Source organism: Pseudanabaena sp. UWO310, assembly GCF_006861605.1.
Lineage (GTDB): Bacteria > Cyanobacteriota > Cyanobacteriia > Pseudanabaenales > Pseudanabaenaceae > Pseudanabaena.
On the sequence record NZ_SELU01000001.1, the window covers coordinates 1 to 16258 of the forward strand.

General features: G+C 44.9%; 13 protein-coding genes and 1 tRNA gene. 6 read left to right on the forward strand and 8 right to left on the reverse strand.

The window, feature by feature from the left end:
* Positions 1-4 precede the first annotated feature (4 nt).
* From PseudUWO310_RS00005 to PseudUWO310_RS00015, 3 genes are all read right to left on the reverse strand, one after another.
* Positions 5-4855: a PAS domain S-box protein gene (locus tag PseudUWO310_RS00005; RefSeq protein WP_142597990.1), complete on the reverse strand. Its 4851-nt coding sequence runs from the start codon at positions 4853-4855 to the stop codon at positions 5-7.
* 500 nt (positions 4856-5355) lie between these two features.
* Positions 5356-5429: transfer RNA gene (locus PseudUWO310_RS00010), tRNA-Asp, on the reverse strand.
* A 26-nt stretch (positions 5430-5455) separates the two neighbouring features.
* Positions 5456-5863: a hypothetical protein gene (locus tag PseudUWO310_RS00015; protein ID WP_142597993.1), complete on the reverse strand. Its 408-nt coding sequence runs from the start codon at positions 5861-5863 to the stop codon at positions 5456-5458.
* Here PseudUWO310_RS00015 and PseudUWO310_RS00020 point away from each other — a divergent pair.
* Entirely contained in the window at positions 5862-6524 is a 663-nt protein-coding gene (locus PseudUWO310_RS00020) for a hypothetical protein (protein WP_055077470.1), read from the forward strand. The two genes, PseudUWO310_RS00015 and PseudUWO310_RS00020, sit on opposite strands and share 2 nt — an antisense overlap.
* A 101-nt stretch (positions 6525-6625) precedes the next feature.
* On the opposite strand, the gene ccsB is transcribed toward PseudUWO310_RS00020, so the two are convergent.
* Positions 6626-7687 carry a c-type cytochrome biogenesis protein CcsB gene (ccsB, locus tag PseudUWO310_RS00025; protein WP_142597995.1) on the reverse strand — a complete coding sequence of 354 codons (1062 nt, stop codon included), beginning with the start codon at positions 7685-7687 and terminating at the stop codon, positions 6626-6628.
* A gap of 228 nt (positions 7688-7915) precedes the next feature.
* Here ccsB and PseudUWO310_RS22630 point away from each other — a divergent pair, with 228 nt between their 5' ends.
* From PseudUWO310_RS22630 to PseudUWO310_RS00040, 4 genes are all read left to right on the forward strand, one after another.
* Positions 7916-8077 carry a hypothetical protein gene (locus PseudUWO310_RS22630; protein ID WP_156341540.1) on the forward strand — a complete coding sequence of 54 codons (162 nt, stop codon included), beginning with the start codon at positions 7916-7918 and terminating at the stop codon, positions 8075-8077.
* A gap of 102 nt (positions 8078-8179) precedes the next feature.
* Positions 8180-8809, forward strand: a complete 630-nt coding sequence (locus PseudUWO310_RS00030) for an alpha/beta hydrolase (RefSeq protein ID WP_142597997.1) — start codon at positions 8180-8182, stop codon at positions 8807-8809.
* A gap of 207 nt (positions 8810-9016) precedes the next feature.
* The gene (psaM, locus tag PseudUWO310_RS00035; RefSeq protein ID WP_009628308.1) at positions 9017-9115 is read left to right on the forward strand and encodes a photosystem I reaction center subunit XII; all 99 of its coding nucleotides are present in this window, start codon (positions 9017-9019) and stop codon (positions 9113-9115) included.
* A gap of 48 nt (positions 9116-9163) precedes the next feature.
* Positions 9164-9742, forward strand: coding sequence for a hypothetical protein (locus PseudUWO310_RS00040; protein ID WP_142597999.1), 579 nt, complete (start codon positions 9164-9166; stop codon positions 9740-9742).
* Positions 9743-9774: 32 nt separating this feature from the next.
* On the opposite strand, the gene PseudUWO310_RS00045 is transcribed toward PseudUWO310_RS00040, so the two are convergent.
* Both PseudUWO310_RS00045 and PseudUWO310_RS00050 read right to left on the reverse strand, forming a co-directional pair.
* Positions 9775-10560 (reverse strand): glycosyltransferase family 2 protein, encoded by a 786-nt coding sequence (locus tag PseudUWO310_RS00045; RefSeq protein ID WP_142598001.1) that lies wholly within the window; start codon positions 10558-10560, stop codon positions 9775-9777.
* Between the two features lie 480 nt (positions 10561-11040).
* Positions 11041-11277, reverse strand: a complete 237-nt coding sequence (locus PseudUWO310_RS00050; protein WP_223805473.1) for a hypothetical protein — start codon at positions 11275-11277, stop codon at positions 11041-11043.
* Between the two features lie 456 nt (positions 11278-11733).
* On the opposite strand from PseudUWO310_RS00050, the gene PseudUWO310_RS00055 reads away from it, so the two are divergent.
* Complete coding sequence (locus tag PseudUWO310_RS00055; RefSeq protein ID WP_142598003.1) at positions 11734-12966, forward strand: murein hydrolase activator EnvC family protein; 1233 nt, start codon at positions 11734-11736, stop codon at positions 12964-12966.
* A 247-nt stretch (positions 12967-13213) separates the two neighbouring features.
* On the opposite strand, the gene PseudUWO310_RS00060 is transcribed toward PseudUWO310_RS00055, so the two are convergent.
* The gene (locus PseudUWO310_RS00060) at positions 13214-14074 is read right to left on the reverse strand and encodes a pentapeptide repeat-containing protein (protein WP_190315849.1); all 861 of its coding nucleotides are present in this window, start codon (positions 14072-14074) and stop codon (positions 13214-13216) included.
* A 194-nt stretch (positions 14075-14268) separates the two neighbouring features.
* The gene (locus PseudUWO310_RS00065) at positions 14269-16020 is read right to left on the reverse strand and encodes a succinate dehydrogenase/fumarate reductase flavoprotein subunit (RefSeq protein ID WP_142598007.1); all 1752 of its coding nucleotides are present in this window, start codon (positions 16018-16020) and stop codon (positions 14269-14271) included.
* Positions 16021-16258: the final 238 nt, after the last annotated feature.

Consider the following 16258-nt stretch of genomic DNA (forward strand, 5'->3'; position numbering starts at 1 on the left):
ATTCTTACCTATTTAGTAATACCAACTTTTGAATAGTTTCAGTGAGTTCCTTTAATTTAAAGGGTTTACTTAAGTAGGCATTAGCACCTGCGGCAAGACAGCGATCGCGATCGCCCGTCATGGCAAGAGCCGTCAAAGCAATAATTGGCATATTCACGAATTGCGGATCGTCACGCAGTCGCTTAATTGTCTCAAATCCGTCCATAACAGGCATTTGGACATCCATTAAAATGATGTCGGGTTGGTGAGCCTTGGTCATCGCGATCGTCTCTACTCCATTCTTAGCAATGAGAAGGCGATATCCTTTCTGCTCTAGATAATCATCAATCATGCTGATATTAGTTTCATTATCTTCAGCAATCAAAATTAAGGGCTGTCTATACTTATTCGTCCCATCATTTATGCGATCGTGGAGCCGATCATACTGCGGGGCTAGCTCATTCCCTTCGTTACTTACCTTCCCACTCAAATTTACATTGAAGGATTGGGGTGACAGGACGAAGGGAATTTCGATCGCAAAGGAACTGCCAACACCTAGTTCGCTAGTCAGCCCCACCGTACCGCCATGAAGTTCCACAATCTGTTTGACTAGAGCTAATCCCAAACCCGTGCCCGTATACTTCCGATTTAAGGCGCTGTCGATCTGGATAAATGGCTGAAAAAGCTTTGGGATATTCTCAGGGGCAATACCAATTCCCGTATCAATCACCACAAAGCGCAAGCGCTCTTGATGGTCTGATTCGCCTTGAGACTCTTGCCTAGTGACTTCTAGCCTAACCTGCCCATATTCAGGGGTAAACTTTACCGCATTATTGAGAAGATTAATTAGGACTTGACGGATTCGCCTTTCGTCCAACAGGACATCAGGTAGATAGAAGGGAACTTGAATATCGATCTGAATATGCTTTTTGAGAGCCTGCTGTTTGATAAAGGCAAGACTGGATTGGCAAAGTTGCTGAATCGAGGTTGAAGTATAGCTTAACTCGATCTGCCCTGCTTCAATCTTGGCAACATCAAGAATATCGTTAATCAATTCCAGTAGATGATAACTACTACGTTCGACAGTTTTTAACGCTGCGATCTGGCGATCATTAACGACCCCAAATATTTCTTCTTGCATAGCTTCAGTCATGCCTAAAATGGCATTGAGAGGAGTCCGCAGTTCGTGACTCATCGTTGCCAAAAATTCATCCTTGAGACGAGTAGCACGCATCAGTTCGGCATTAGTTCTTTCCAATTGCTGTTCATATTCCTTCCTTACTCGCATATCTCGCATGATAAACGAGAAAAATTCTATTTCTTCTTGCTCCGATTTGTGGGAGAGAATCAATTGCGAAACGGGGATCTCCTCTCCTTCAGCATTCAGTAATGCGGTCTCACCAATCCAACTGCCCGTAGCGATCGCATGGGGGATCCCCACCTTTGTCACTAGGGATGCAGCCCATTCGGGGTGACAATCAGAAATTTGAAACTGTAAAGAGTCTTCATGGAGATTGATGCCACATAGACGCTTTAATTGGGCATTTTTCCAAAAGATCATTCCATTCGCATCAGACATGCTGATGTAATCGGTCGAAGCCTCTAAGATGGCAGTTAAGCGATTTTGTTTTTGCTGGAGATATTTGCGATCGCTAATATCTTCCGCCGTACCAATGGTTTGTTTGACCTTGCCATTAGCATCGCGGCTAAATACTGAGTCGCGCACATAGAACCAATGCCATTCACCATTTACATGCCTTATCCGATATTCCGACTCGATAATTTCGCCATCCTGAGCAGCAAAAATTCTCCTATGATGTTCGGGAAGAATCTTCAGGTCATCGGGATGCAACACGGTGGAAGTAAATTTGTCTCCCATGGCTTGAACTTCTTCAGGATGGTAACCTAAGGTTTTGTAAATTTCGCGATTCGTATAGACAATCTTTTGTTCTTCCATATCGTAGAGATAGAGAACGTTGGGAGAAGCATCGGCAATTTTTTGAATAAAGCTTTGACTCTCTTGCAGGGCTTGTTCGGCTTTTTTGCGATCGCTAATATCTTCCGCCGTACCGATGGTTTGTTTGACTTTGCCCTGCGCATCACGGTTAAAAACCGAATCGCGACTATGGATCCAGCGCCATTCACCATTGGCATGTCTCATCCGATATTCCGACTCGATCGTTTCGCCATCCTGAGCCGCATTAACCCTTTCATAATATTGGGGTAAGATCCTCTGAATATCATCGGGATGCATCACATTGAGAACAAAGTTTGCCCCCATCGCTTGAATTTCTGCGGGAGAATAACCCAACGTAGTAAAAATTTCCCGATTCGTATAAATATTCCGCTGTTCTTGAATATCATAGAGATAGAGAATATTGGGAGAAGCATCGGCAATTTTTTGAATAAAGCTTTGACTCTCTTGCAGGGCTTGTTCGGCTTTTTTGCGATCGCTAATATCTCGCGAGATACATACCCGAATCGATTCCCCTTCCCATTTCATGATACATAGAGAAACCTCGACGGGAAAGACGGAACCATCCTTACGACGATGCAATGTTTCAAAGGTATTGTCATTAAAGGATTCGTCTTTAAATATCTCTCGCAACTCTTCAGCACTCCATTTCGCCTCCCAATCTGACACATTAAAGGCAGTAATTTCACTAGACTCATAGCCGAGCATTTGGGCAAAGCGCTCGTTCGACTCTAGGAGATTCCCAGCTTTATCAAGAATATGGATCCCATCTAAAGTGGTATTAAAGATAGCGAAGCGCCGCTGAATTTCTTGTTGGAGAGCCATCTCTATTCGCTTGCGATCGCTAATATCCCGTGAGATGCAGATAAACACATATTCTCCCTGCCATTCCATCACTCGCCGCGAAATCTCGACGGGAAATACGGAGCCATCTTTGCGACGGTGTAGCGTTTCAAACGTATCTTCATTCAAGATCAACTTTTCGCTATTAAATAATTCTCGTACTTCTTCAGGAGTCCATTGTGCTTCCCAATCCGCCACATTAAAGTTAGTAATTTCCCAAGGCTCATAGCCCAGCATTTGGGCAAAGCGCTCATTGGAATCCATGAGATTCCCTGCTCTATCAAGAATGAGCATCCCATCGGAGGAGGCGTTAAAAATAGTAGCTCGCCGCAGGATCTCCTGTTGGAGAGACATTTCCATTTGCTTGCGATCGCTAATATCACGCGCAATACAAATATACATAGATTCCCCTTGCCATTCCATCACTCGCGCCGAAATCTCTACAGGAAAGATGGAACCATCTTTACGACGGTGCAGCGTTTCAATCGTGTCTTTATCTAAAATTGGTTTTTCAAATAATTCTTGTACTTCTTCAGGAGTCAATTTCGCCTCCCAATCCACCACATTAAAGTTAGTAATTTCCCAAGGCTCATAGCCCAGCATTTGGGCAAAGCGCTCATTAGACTCCTGTAGATTTCCCACCCTATCAAGAATGAAGATCCCATCGGAGGAGGTATTAAAAATGGCAGTTCGCCGCAGGATCTCTTGCTGGAGAGCCATTTCCATTTGCTTGCGATCGCTAATATCTCGAAAAATTCCTTGAGCGATAATCTCACCATCTAGCTCGATGCAACTGCCCGTAATTTCTACAGGAATCAGACTCCCATCTTTTCGGATTACTAGGCTCTCTAGCTTGGGAGCATTATTATTTTGAGTTACGGTTTTAAAATGATTCTTTGCTGCCTCTAAAGCCTCTGGAGGATGAATCTGAGACATATGCATATGCATCAGTTCCTCCCGACTATAGCCTAGGAGTTCTATGGCTTTTTGGTTAGTTTCGATCAGGTTGCCTTTGGCATCTGCTAAAAAGATCGCATCGCTCGCAAAACTAATCAAGGTACTATAACGAGCATTTTTGCGAGCCTCCGCCTCAAACTTGCGGCGATCGCTAATATCGCGAATGAGCCATCGCAAACCGATCGCTTGGGTATATTCGTCACGAATCGCGCCAACAATCACTTCCGCCAGAAATGGATTTCCCTGACGAGGGTGGAAGGAAATTTCCCAAGTTTGTTTGCGATCGCTATGCAATTGCGCCTCAATGCGATCGTAAAACAATGAATAGTCAGCGCGATCAATAAAAACAACTAGGGGCTTACCGACCATAAACTCCCGCTCTACCCCCAAAAACTGGAGAATTGCTTGGTTAGCGGACAGAACAATCCCCGCAGCATTAGTCACCAAATAGCCATCGGGGGCAAAATCAAACAAATCTTGGTATTTCTGTTGCTTGATCGCAAGTTGCATATTTTGATATTTCAGCTCATCATCAGAAATCCTTAGATTTTCTAAGGTTAGCCGCAACTCTTCATTTAGATCGAGAAGAAATTCTTGATTAAAATCAAGGAGATGAGATTCATGTTGGGAGGCTTGCGACTGCTGAGGTGACACCTCTTGCCCTGCGGGATTAGCGATCGCGATATCTGGCAGTACCTCCCTTAACAATAACGCCATCAGGCTATCTTGAGACAAAAGCCCTACTAAGCGATCGCCTGCCAGCACGGGTAAATGCCGAATTTGATGTTGCTGAAACAAACTCACAATGCCATTGATGTCATAGCAATCCGATGCTTGCAGCGAAATAACGGGATGGCTCATTACCATCTGCATCGGTTGTTCGCGGTCATAGCCCTGATTACTAACCCGAACCACATCCCGTTCGGTGAAAATACCGATCAGTCTTTCCGTATCTGGTTCGGTAATCAATAGACAGCTTGCGCCCACCCTATCCATCATCGCGATCGCCTTCATAACCGAAGTTTCTGGCGCAATTCTCACTGGCTCACAGGAGATCGCCGCCATTACTTGCTGATGAATTTGAATACTTTTAGCCACCATTATATTCACCTAAGCATAAGGGGATCGCAAACCAGTTATTTAATGAAGATCTAAATCTTTCAGATGAATAATGGCTTTTTTACTACTAGAAATCACAAGACAATCTTGCTTTTATCAGCTTTCGCTTGTAGACTCACACTGGGTTTCAGGCTCTAAATCAGACTCTAAATCAGGCTCTAAAAAAGATATTACATTATCTTTTAAGAGTTTGCAGGCAAGCGCGATCGCCAAACAATTTCTGTCAGCGAACTCACTGGTTAAATTCACATTGCCCCCATCCATTGCTGCAATTTATCTTACCCAAGCAAGACTCCCCCCCAATCACCATAATCCGTTCCCAATCCAGAATTGATAGAACGAAAGCCCAAAACAGTAGTGGCGTTGCTAAGCAACGCCACTACTGTTTTGGACTTTAGATTTTGGGGTTTAAATATGACCCGTTACTAGAGAGTTTGCAATAGAACCTACAGTCTTATATAGGCTTATGTAAACTCTTAGAACGGGTTCGACGGGGCTCGAACCCGCAACTTCCGCCGTGACAGGGCGGTGCTCTAACCAATTGAACTACGAACCCAAATTTTGCTCTTATAAATTTACCCTTTAGGTAAACCAAGAATCGCTTTTACTCGCTGGTTTGCAGCTCGTTTTTTTCGTTTCTTTATTTAAGCGCTCCTTATTATGTAGATTTACAAGGGGTTTGTCAATACCTTTGGCAAAAGTTTTTTGTTTTTTGTTGTATTCAATCCTCAAACCCGCTTCCAATGGGAAAAAGAAGCCCATCATCTTTTGGAGTTTATAACCCGCAAGAAGAAGAGGGCGACACTGCGTGTCGCCCTCTTCTTCTTGCGGGTTGTGGCGATAGCCACTTAAATAGAGAACAAACAACTTAAAACATCGTAAAAAGCCTGAAAAAGTCATTGCAATTGTGCCACTACGTGATATCCTGTCAGCCATTAATTGCCAGCTAAATTTTTCCTTTAGGATCGAATTGCTGTAGAGGAGTCCCATGAATTGCTTTAAGATCGCAAACATCAAAAGTGCAAAAAGTAGTGCAAAAAGTGTAACCATTGCGATCGCCACCACACTTTTGGCGCAAACAGCTAGTATGGCGCTGCCAATATGGCAATCGCTTGTGCCTTCAGCGATCGCCTTACCGGGACAAAGACCTGACGAAGTTTTGGATTGGATTAAAACTAATCCCGTACTGCGCCCCGAAAGTGGCGAGCGTTTACTGATCCGCAAAAGCGATACCCCTGCGCGTCGATTTCAATTTCAGGCAAGTGTATTAATTCCGGGGCTAGCGGAAGTGCGTGGGGAACCTAATGTTATCCGCAGCGAGCAAATCAAGTTTTTTGACATTATCAATGGCGTGACGAAATCGCGCTTAGAGGAATCTTTACGTTCTATTTATGGGCCAGAGATTATGCGGGATTATGCCACGGCTAAGGTGGTCTATGCCTATCCCACTGCCGAGATGCTTGCGCGATCGCAGGCTAAAAATGCTTCGCCAATTCTTAGGGCTTTGCAAGGGGAATTACGTCAGGGCAAGAAATACGCCTATTGGGTAGAGTTGCTGCAAAATGGCAAGGGTAGCGCCAACTCTGGACAAATCACAGTATTTGAACTAGAAAGTCTTCCCAAACTCAACCTAGAGCTAAGCAATCGCTAGCCTAAGCATCAAAAAAGCCTCGCTAAGCGAGGCTTTTTTGATGCAAAACAAGAAAAGGATGGGGCGGCGCGAAGCGCCGCCATCCTTTTCTTGGGCTTTATTTACAGAAACCAACCATAACTATGTAAACCTTTACCGAGAAGATTTACACCTAGATAACAAGTCCAAACTACCAATAACCCTAAGCTTGCCAAAATCGCAGGTTTACGCCCCTGCCATCCCTTAGTAATACGTGTATGTAAGTAAGCGGCAAATACGAGCCATGTAATCAAAGACCATGTTTCTTTGGGATCCCAACTCCAATAGGAACCCCATGCTTCATTTGCCCAAACACCACCCGCAATAATCCCAATTGTCAGCAGGGGAAAACCTAACCCGATCGCTCGATAACTGAGATTATCTAGGGTTTCACCGATGGTGAGGCGACGCAAGGACAAGGGCTGGGTTGGAGTGGCGCTCGCAGCAGCAGTTAATAAGTTACTGTTCAAGTTACTTTGCGCCGATGGTAAATTACCTGAATTCAAAACACTAGCCATGCTATCAACGGCAAAAGCCGCAAATGTCTCAGCACTAGCGGTTTTATTGGTATCAATCACACTGCGGAGATTTGTGCCAAAGGAACTTCCCTGTAACACCACATCCTGACCACGAGTAACGATCAAAAAGGCGATCGCCAAAATACTGCCCGTCATCAACGCGGCATAGCTTAACAACATTACGCTGACATGCATCATCAGCCAGTTAGACTTCAATGCAGGCACAAGGGGTTCGGATACCTGCATTCCCGAAGGCAGTGCTAGCGCAGCAAAAGCCGTAATTCCCATCGCCAGAGGTGAAGTGAATGCACCAATGAGACGCTTTGCCATATCGTTAGCACTCTTATTGCCAATGCGACTAACGACGATATGCATGGTGGTTATGCCCCATGCCAAGAAAAATAACGATTCGTAAAGATTGCTCAGTGGGAAATAGCCTGCATCAATCCAACGCGCTGCCAGTAGGGTAGCCATACAGAGATTAGCGATCGCCATACCCGCATTTCCCAGCGATCTCAGATAGGGTAAGTTCGGAAATGCGACATGTACCCAAAAAACGAGCATAGTCGCAAAGAGGATAGCAAAGGATGAGTTATCCAGTAAGTTCTGAAGCGCGACGAGTTGCATTCAGGCGATTCTCCAGCAATTTTAAGAAGATTTTATGAATTGATTGTTAAAAGTGCATTTTTTATGCTTTTTAATTGTAAGCGATGACGAGAAGCCTTACCATTTAACCTTTCACTCTACTCCCTTCCCAGTGAAGACGGCGCGAAGCGCCGCAACGTCTGAGGAAACAAAGCAGGAGTCAACGCACAGTTCAATTCGCCACAAGAACAATTAGCCTATAGGATTCAGTTGCCTGAGGAAGCCGATTTTCCTGCTATTTTTGCCGAACCAATGGAGATAGTGGTAAAAGCTCTGCAAACACAGACTAAGTGGGACGATATGTTGCGTCATCTTCCAGATATTTCGCTAGCTTCAGCGCAAGATTATGGCTTGATGTCAGTAAATCTATAAATGGGTTTACTCCCTTCCCAGTGAAGCATTAGACGTTGCGGCGCTTCGCGCCGCAACGTCTAATAGATTTATAGCTATTAGGTTTATAGATATAATTTGCTCATGACACTAAATTACCGATCGCTACCCGCTCAATTACCCAATCCTAATGCACTTGGGGCGATCGTCGCCCTGCATGGTTGGGGTGCAAACTGTGACGATCTGATCTCCCTTGCGCCTCTTGTGGGACTCCGCAACTATCAATGGATCTGTCCTGAAGCCCCCTTTAACCATCCCATGCCCAATGGCAAGATGTGGTATGACTTACAAAGTCTCGATGCGGAAGGACTAGCCCATAGTTGCGAACTGCTCAGTCAGTTTCTCGAAGACCTCCCCGCCATGACTGGTATTCCCTTAGAGAAAACTTTCTTGTTAGGTTTCTCCCAAGGTGGCGCAATGACCCTAGATGTGGGTTTAGTATTTCCCCTCGCAGGATTGATTGCGCTAAGTGGTTATCTGCATATCACAGAGGAACAGCTACAGGAAATCGCCCATGAATCATTACCACCGATCTTAATTGCCCATGGTACGCAAGACCCAGTAGTTCCGATTGGGATCGCCCGCAACACCAGAGAGATGTTCGATCGCTTGGGCGTAAATGTAGCCTATGAGGAATACGAGATGTCCCACGAAATCCGTCCTGAAACCTGCGATCGCATTCAAGCATTTATCTTGGAACATCAAGCCAAATAAAATCAAAAAAAATCCCAATTGTCCCTATAGAACGGCTTAGATCAGCTTAGATCGGCTTTTACAATTTTTTATCCCCTTTTTATTTGTAATTTTGTTTGTAATTTTGTTTGTAATTGTTTTTATTTGTTTTAACAGCTAGTCAATTTTTGATATGACAGTGTATTGTAAAGATCGAAATAAGAATCTATATATAAAAGGAGATATTGTATGAATCTTTCAGATGCTCAAGTTTTCACAGCATTAGTTGTTGCACTGTTCCCCGCAGTATTAGCAGCTTTATTAGGTTCTGCTCTTTCCAACTCCTAGTCTAATTCCTAGTCCTCATCTATCTTTTTTACAGCCTAGAGGTTGCGAATGGTTGCCAAACGAGACTTATCTCCCCATTTTTCTCCACAAGTACCAAAACAAACCCCGCGATCGCAGGGTCAGTACGGGCGAAATGATGTGGTGAGTATGCATTCGCGTAGTAACCATTCGGCAACCTCTGGTGCTAGCTCGCCACCGATGCAGAATGGGGCAAATAGCTACAGTGAAGCAGTTGCTCAGAACGTCCAGCGCAAAAAAGAGCAATTTTGCCGCGCCAAGGCAACTGAGTCCATCATTGTCATTGCCGTCAACGTGGCTTTATCCTTGGCGGCGATCGCGGCGATCGCCAAGTTGCTTCCCTATCAGTCCTCCCAAAAAGATCGTCTCGACGAAATCACTACAGAGGTAAATTCCGTCGAGCAAAGGGTCAATGGAATGCGCGATAAATTACCCCAGACCTTAAATTCGGGCAAGTCCCAAGAAATGCTACTGAGAAAACAAGGCTGGATCAAAAACAATCAAATGACCATCAAGCTGCTTGATCCCTCTGAAGTCGCGACTCCGAGTACGGATGGCATGATGCCCACTACGACCACGGCTCAGAAACCCAATCAGCAAAGACCCTAGACTCTCTACGGCTCGGCGGTGTGATGCACCGCTTATTTTTTCAGATTTTTATCTCGCTCTAGTTCGATCAATCGAATCGCCAATAAAATTTCCGCGAGCATTCTCTGCCAAGCATAATACCAACCTTCCCATCCATCCCAGATTCCGCCTTTGAGGATGAGGCAGTAAGGCAAAATGATGATCGGCGCGATCGCTTTTTGTTGGCGAAGGCGATCGGCAAGACTGAGTTGGGATGGGGGCGTGCTAAATAATTTTTGAGACTCGATCTGCATATACCGATCTTGCGCCCATAGCCAACGACTGAGGGACTTGCGATCGTCGTGATTAATATAGGATTTGAGAGTCCCAGACTCACCATCGATCCTTAACAACTGGGTATGTCCATCGTCAATATAAATAGCTTTATGTTTGCGAAAGAGAACTTGGCGCGGTGGCAGTAATGTCCCCTTCAATGGTTTCCCAAATACACAGTATCGAAAGGGAGCAAAATAGCCATCAAGGAGTTCCGTATGGGGAGAAGCAAATAGCGATCGTATTTCTTGGATTATTGCTTCTGACAAAACATAATCCGCATCCAGAGAGATGACCCATTCAGAATCAATTTGTTCTAATCCGTAATTCCATTGAATTGTATGGGTATCAAAACGCCGTTGATAGATCTCTACTTGGGGATATTGATTTAAAATTTCTAAGGTGCGATCGCTACTAAAGCTATCAATTACAACGATTCTTTTTGCCCAATACAACTGCTCTAAAGTCCGTTCGAGATTGGGTTCCTCATTATAGGTCAGAATTAGCGGCGTAATTGACTGGAGCATTTGCTTTCGGCTCTTGTTTCAGTTCTTGTTTCAGCTATTAAGCACCTCAGCATAATTAATACCAAATCACAAAATGGCTACGCCATTTTGTGATTTTAAAACCCTTACTGGATTTAGGTTTTAATTTCCAAAAGTGTAGCCACACTTTTGGAAATTGGTATAAAATCCAGATCTAAAACCTGCGGCGCACGCGCAGGTTTTAGGGTTTTATATTTAATTAAGCCCACTTACTTATCTAAGCTTTTGACTATAGCAATCCTAAATGATTTAGAGCAATTATCGATCAAACGAACCACAGGGAAATTTTTGAAAGCGTTGCAAAGCAACGCTTTTAAAGATTTTCTTGGTTTAGGTTTGAGCGTAAAGAGCTGTATATAGCAACGAAAGGGTTACTTAATGCATAATAATTTTTGCTTAAGCCCCAAAAAGATGTGAGTGGCGGCGCTTCGCGCCGCCACTCACATCTTTTGGGGCTGGGATTTAGGACAGGCGACAAAACTGACCTGAATGCAATCCTATTTCCCCAAAATCGGGAATCCATACCGCCCAACGTCCATCAGAATATTGACACATTAATAATGCTTCATCGTAGCAACTAGAATTTGGTGGTTCTAACAGGGTTACCCAAGTAGAAGGCAAGGGAGTTAAACATTGCGGAGCATTCTGTCTAATATTGCTCGTGGTTTTTGATAGGTGTTGGCGGGTAGTAGTGTTCATAGCAATATTCCTAGTCGCAGCCCTATTTTTCTTATAAATGATTTAGATCTGCTATGGCTAGCAGGCAGTTATACAGGTATAAATAAAGTATGTCATGAAAGCAATATATACCTAAACTTAAGTATTAAAAGATACAGAAATATTATTAAAAGTTAAAGGTTATTTTTTTAACCTAGCATAAAGCCCAAGAAGAGAATGGCAGTAACACTGTCATTCTCTTCTTGGGCTTTATGTCCTAAACAGCAGCGAGAGCTATAGACAAGTAAGGTTTGCTTAGGACAAAACCCCAAATATGAGTGGCGGCGCAAAGCGCCGCCACTCATATTTGGGGTTTTGATTGCGCCTATCTACTCAGCGATAACTAGGGCGAATTGCTGATTCGATCGCAATAGGGTTTCATTCATGACAAAATACGGTTAAAATCTTGCCCTAGTTTGTAGATATGTGGTGGACTGAATGTACGATCGCCATTATTGGCAAGAGATACCTAGTAAATCTTTGTCGAGCATTGTCCGAATTAATACCAAGATTGGACGGGGGCTCTGGCAATTTCTGGGGATAGGGATGGCAATTTTGGCGATGGCTACCAGTTGCTATTTTGCCTTAGGACATATAGAACCTGTCCAATCCCAGTCCGTGGAAGATTTAAAAAATTATCAAAATTTTGTTGAGCAACAGCGTCAAATCATTCAAAAGCAGCAGGAACAGATTAACGCGCTTGCCAAACCTGCACAATCTCGACTAGAGGCCTTAAGACGTAATGTGCGTGTCACTGACGCGCAGATTAAAGAAAACGAGAAAAAAATTCTCCAAGCCAAAAATCAATTTCAACTTCTCAGTACCAAGCTCCAAGAATTAGAATACGACCTCAATAAAAAACGGGATGCCACTAGCGCTCGTTTGCGTTACTTACAAAGACAACAGTTGCAACGATGGTGGGTGACATTGCTGAGTAGTCGGGACCTCAATCAATTTGCCGATCGCCGCCGCCAGATCGAAAGGATTTACGATAGCGATCGCCGCTTGCTCGCCAACCTGACCCAAAAGTCCGAGCAGGTTGAAAAACAGCGCAATCAAGTAATTGCCCAAAGAAATGAAGTCGAACTTTTAACCCAAAAACTGAAATATCAAAAAGCGAATATCGAAGCCGAAGCGGTGGCTCAACAAAATGCGATCGAACGACTCAAAAGCGATCGGCAAGCTCTCATCCAAGCCGAAGATCGCCTTGCTGAAGACTCGCGACGTTTATCCCAAATTATTTTGGCAAAGGTACAGCCCTACTCTGGGCTCGTTTTACCTCCAGGATCTGGTCAGTTGATGTATCCCACCATTGGACCTGTTACAAGCAATTTTGGTTGGCGAACCCATCCCATCTTAGGAACTGAGCGCTTTCACTCAGGCATCGACTTTGGCGCGGACTACGGCAGCCTCGTCTATGCTAGCGCCCAAGGTCGAGTCATCTATGCCGACTGGTACGGAGGCTATGGTAATGCAGTGATCATCGATCATGGCAATGGCATGACGACCCTATACGGTCACTGTAGCGAACTATACGTGAAGGATGGCGATGCGGTTGAAAAGGGGCAGCCGATCGCAGCCGTCGGCTCGACAGGATTTTCTACGGGTCCCCATTTACACTTTGAATTACGCGCTAACGGCGAACCGATCGATCCTGCCGCCTATCTATAGCTGTCGCTCTCCAAGCGTTATACCAATTCCCAAAATGGCAACGCCATTTTGGGAATCTCAAAACCTTACTGGGTTTGGTTTTTAATTCACAAAAGTGTTGTCACACTTTCGTGAATTGGTATTATATAGCTACAGTCACTTGACTTAGGACAAATCAAACCCCAAGAATTGAGTGGCGGCGCTTCGCGCCGCCACTCAATTCTTGGGGTTTATGTCCTAATACACTTGGCGACAGCTTTGGTTGTTACTACCAAACATCTGGCAAAATCGCGCCTTTAAAATCGGCAGTTTCCGTATTTGCACCGCTAAAATTGGCTTTACTGAGATTCGCACTGGTGAACTCAGCACGATTGAGATCGGCACGACTTAAATCAGCACCAATAAAATAGGCTTCACTACAATTTGCCCCACGGAGATCGGCTCCGATCAGATCGCAGCCGCAGAGATTGGCTCGATAGAGATTAGCTCCGATCAAATTGGCTCGAGATAGATTTGACTCGCTCAAGTCAATATCCATTAAAGTTGCCCCAATCAAGTCCGCTCCGACCAGAGTTGAAACATTGAGATTGCTGTGGGAGAGATCGGCTTCGCTTAAATTAGAACGACTAAAATCTGTCCCCGCTAGATTTGCTTCTCTTAACTCTGCACGGCTGAGATTGGAACCGATTAAACTCGCCCCGATCATGCTAATCCCGTTTAGGCAGGACATATTCAGCTTAGTTGTAGATAGATCGGCGCGATCGAGATTAGCCAGACGGAGATTAGAGCCACGAAGATCGGCTCCACTGAGGTTTGCTTGACTGAGATTCGCTTCACTCAAACAAATCATACTGAGATGAGCTGAACTGAGGTTTGCCCCACTCAAATTTATGCCTCGGAAATTTGCCATGCTCATATCAGCCCCACGGAGATTTGCCGAGTTAAGATTAACTTCTCGAAACTTTGCCCCACGGAGGTTAACCATGCTGAAGTCAATTCCAGAGAGATCGATTCCCTCTAGCTGAATTTCGCTAAGATCGACTCCACGAATATCGGGATGAGTCTCTTTCCATTGATTCCAAGCATTTACACCTAGATCAAGCAGTTTTTTAAATTCGTCGATCGCCACAATTAATCTTTCACCCGCAAAACTAGCAAACTTTTAGGAATAGGTTGCCCAAAATGTCAGCACAATGTATTCCCAGCTTATCGCGGTTTCTAAGGTATCTACATGATCTTAGAAACCGCAAACATTATATTTATCTTGGTTTACGATTCTCTCACTATCTAGGTCAATTCATGTCAATTCATGTCAATCGCTACTTAGTACTTGCGCTCTTGGGGAGTAAACCGATCGCGATCGATGGTTTGCAAACTCATATCCACGGGACGATTGCTCGTTTTCACCACACCCATTTCTAAATAACCGAGCGTATGTTTGAGGTATTTGGCATCATCCCTCTGCGGATAATCATCGCGAGAATGCGCCCCACGACTCTCTTCCCGAGATAAAGCACTAGACATGATAATCTCGCCCACCGTCAGCAAACTCTTCAGTTCGATCGCCTGCATCATTTCCATATTAAATACCGAACCGCGATCGTCTACCAAAAGATCGCGTTCGTAGCGATCGCGTAGGACTTGTAGCTTGGCTAAACCTTCCCTTAAACGGCGATCGTCCCGATAAATGCCACAATGCTCGGTCATCGTATCTTGCAACTGTTGGCGAATATCGGCAATGCGAGCATTACCTCGTTGCGATAACAGTCCTTTGAGTTTAGCCTCCGCATCGGTTATATACGGAAGGGGATCGAGTTGGGGCATGGCGCGATCGCTGACATAGGCTCCCAATTGCTCGCCCGCCCTTTTGCCAAAGACGACACATTCTAAAAGCGAGTTTGCCCCCAATCGGTTAGCCCCATGCACCGATAAGCAAGCACATTCGCCCGCCGCAAAAAAGCCAGCGATCGCTTTGCTATCCGTACCAATTACTTGACAATCGATATTTGTGGGAATCCCCCCCATAGAATAATGAGCCGTGGGACGCACGGGCAAAGGACTGTCGATACAGTCCACTCCCGCTAAACGCAAGCCCTCTTCGCGGGCAAAGGGAATACGACTGAGGATCTTCTCTCGCCCTAAATGACGCACATCCAGATAGACGTAGTTACCGCCATTGATACCCCGACCAGCCGCGATCTCACAAGCAATATTGCGCGAAGTAATATCGCGGGGCGAGAGTTCCATCCGATTTTTGCTGATCGCATAATTTGCCATAAAGCGATCGCCCAAATCATTAATCAGATAAGCTCCCTCACCCCTTACGGCCTCAGAAATCAGCACCCCCGCAGGGTATAACCCCGTGGGATGGAACTGCACAAATTCCATGTCCTGCAAGGGCAGTCCAATATTTGCTGTCAAACATAAACCATCACCCGTTGAGGCAAAATCATTAGAAGTAGTGTTAAATACTCTGCCATAGCCCCCCGTAGCCATCAGTACCGCCTTTGCCCGAAACACCTCTATTTCAGAAGTTTCAAGGCTATAGGCAACAAATCCTTTGATCTCTTGTCCATTATTACCCTCTTCATAAATCAACTGCATTACATACCATTCTTGGTAAATCTTGCCCCCCAATCGCAGTAAATTCATGACCAATTCATGCAAAATCGCATGCCCCGTTTTATCGGCGGCGTAACAGGCTCGACTGTTGGTATGTCCTCCAAATGCTCTTTGGGCGATCTTGCCATTATCGGCTCGCGAGAATAAAACCCCCAAATGTTCCAAATCAATAATTACGTCAGGAGCGGATTGGGTCAATACTTGGACAGCATTCTGATCGGCAAGATAGTCGGAGCCCTTGATCGTATCAAAGGCATGGGTAAGCCAGTCGTCATTATCGACATTTTGCAGAGAAGCGGCGATCCCTCCTTGAGCAGCGACGGAATGCGATCGGATCGGATGCACCTTGGAAATAAGTCCCACGCTGAGATGGGGATAGTTTTGGGCAACTGCCAAGGCAGCTCTAGAACCCGCTAAACCGCCTCCGATAATTAATACATCATGGTCGATCATAGGATTTAACTTTTTTGGATTACTCCCATCATAAAACCGTGTCATACCAAGATAAGAAATGGCTACGCCATTTCTTATAGCTATCGCCAATTGTAACCCCAAGAATTGAGTGGCGGCGCTTCGCGCCGCCACTCAATTCTTGGGGTTTGATTTGTTCTAAGTCAAGTGACTGTGGCTATAGTAAGTAGCTAGGCATAATTAAAAACCAAAACCAGAGAGCGTAATGCCCGCTACGCGG